The organism is Rhizobacter sp. P2_H2, from assembly GCF_056403375.1.
In genome coordinates, this window is sequence record NZ_JBFUFP010001805.1 from 1 (window position 1) to 573 (window position 573).

A 573-nucleotide genomic window follows, 5' to 3' on the forward strand; every position below is an offset into this window, starting at 1 on the left:
GGGCTGAACACGCTGGGCGACCTGCGCAGCCTGCCGCGCGCCGGGCTGGCGCGGCGCTTCGGCGAGGCGCTGCTGACCGAGCTCGACGGCGCGCTCGGCCGGCGCCCCGATCCGCGCATGTCGATCGCGCTGCCGGCGAGTTTCGACAGCGCGCTCGAGCTGTTCGCGCGGGCCGACACCACCGAGCAGGTGATGCACGGCGTGCAGGTGCTGCTGTCGCGGCTGGTGGCGTGGCTCGCGGCGCAGCATGCCTTCGTGCGCCGTTTCAGCCTGCAGATGAAGCACGAGCCGCGCTGGCGGCGCGATGACCGGACGCCGCAGCACACGACGCTGGAGATCGCGCTGGCCGAGCCGTCGCGCGATGCGAAGCACCTGATGGCGCTGCTGCGCGAGCGGCTCGCGCAGCTGGCCTTGCCGGCGCCGACGCTGGAGCTCGTGCTGCGCGCCAGCGACATCGCGCGCCAGCCGCCGCCGAACGCCGAGCTGTTCCCGACGCCGCGCAGCGAGCACGAAGGGCTCACGCGCCTGCTCGAGCGGCTGCAGGCGCGGCTCGGCCGCGAGCGGGTGCAGCGC

General features: G+C 75.2%; 1 protein-coding gene. It reads left to right on the top strand.

Annotated features, from left to right (window positions below; translation table 11 throughout):
- Positions 1-573, top strand: a 573-nt coding sequence (locus AC1D15_RS36310) for a DinB/UmuC family translesion DNA polymerase (protein WP_477829905.1), incomplete at both ends; no start/stop codon positions are given.